The sequence below is a fragment of the Neoluteolibacter marinus genome (assembly GCF_014904755.1).
GTDB lineage: Bacteria > Verrucomicrobiota > Verrucomicrobiia > Verrucomicrobiales > Akkermansiaceae > Haloferula > Haloferula marina.
In genome coordinates, this window is the sequence record NZ_JACZFQ010000352.1 from 1 (window position 1) to 502 (window position 502).

At 58.8% G+C, this 502-nt stretch carries 1 protein-coding gene; it reads right to left on the bottom strand.

Annotation, left to right across the window (positions count from 1 at the left end; all coding sequences use genetic code 11):
* Positions 1-502 (bottom strand): AIPR family protein (locus tag IG178_RS25225; RefSeq protein ID WP_193215299.1); only part of this gene is annotated, 502 nt, incomplete at both ends.

The window sequence follows — 502 nt, forward strand, 5'->3', positions numbered from 1 at the left end:
CACGGACTGGACGGTTTGACCGACCGAGTCGATGACGGGACGAGCTGAGTCGTGGATCTGCTGATCCCGCCAAACGAGTTCGAAGTCGAACTCGTACCCGGGGAACTGCTGTTCGATCTCCTTCGAGACCTTCGCCATCGTGTAGGCCGTGATGTTCGCGAGGTATCCGCCCAAGTACCAAGGGGAGGTTCGCACATGCGCGCGAATCGAGTTGAACAGGATGGCCTTCCCTACTGATTCGCGAAAATAGGATTCGCCGAACTGGTTCCGGTTCTTCTCCCATGCGTCGTTGACGGCGTTCGCGAACTCGACGAAGTTCGTCTGAGCGCCCTTGCTCACGATGTGGGGCTTCTGATCCCAAGCGTTCAGGTACTTGGCCCAGTCGGTCTTTGAGATCCGCTGTGACTTCGGGTTCTGCAGGTCGAAGTCCCTCTGGCGGGCACCTGAGGTGTTTCCGCGAAGGGTGTCGTACTCACCTCGAGCACGCTCGTAGAACCAGCGG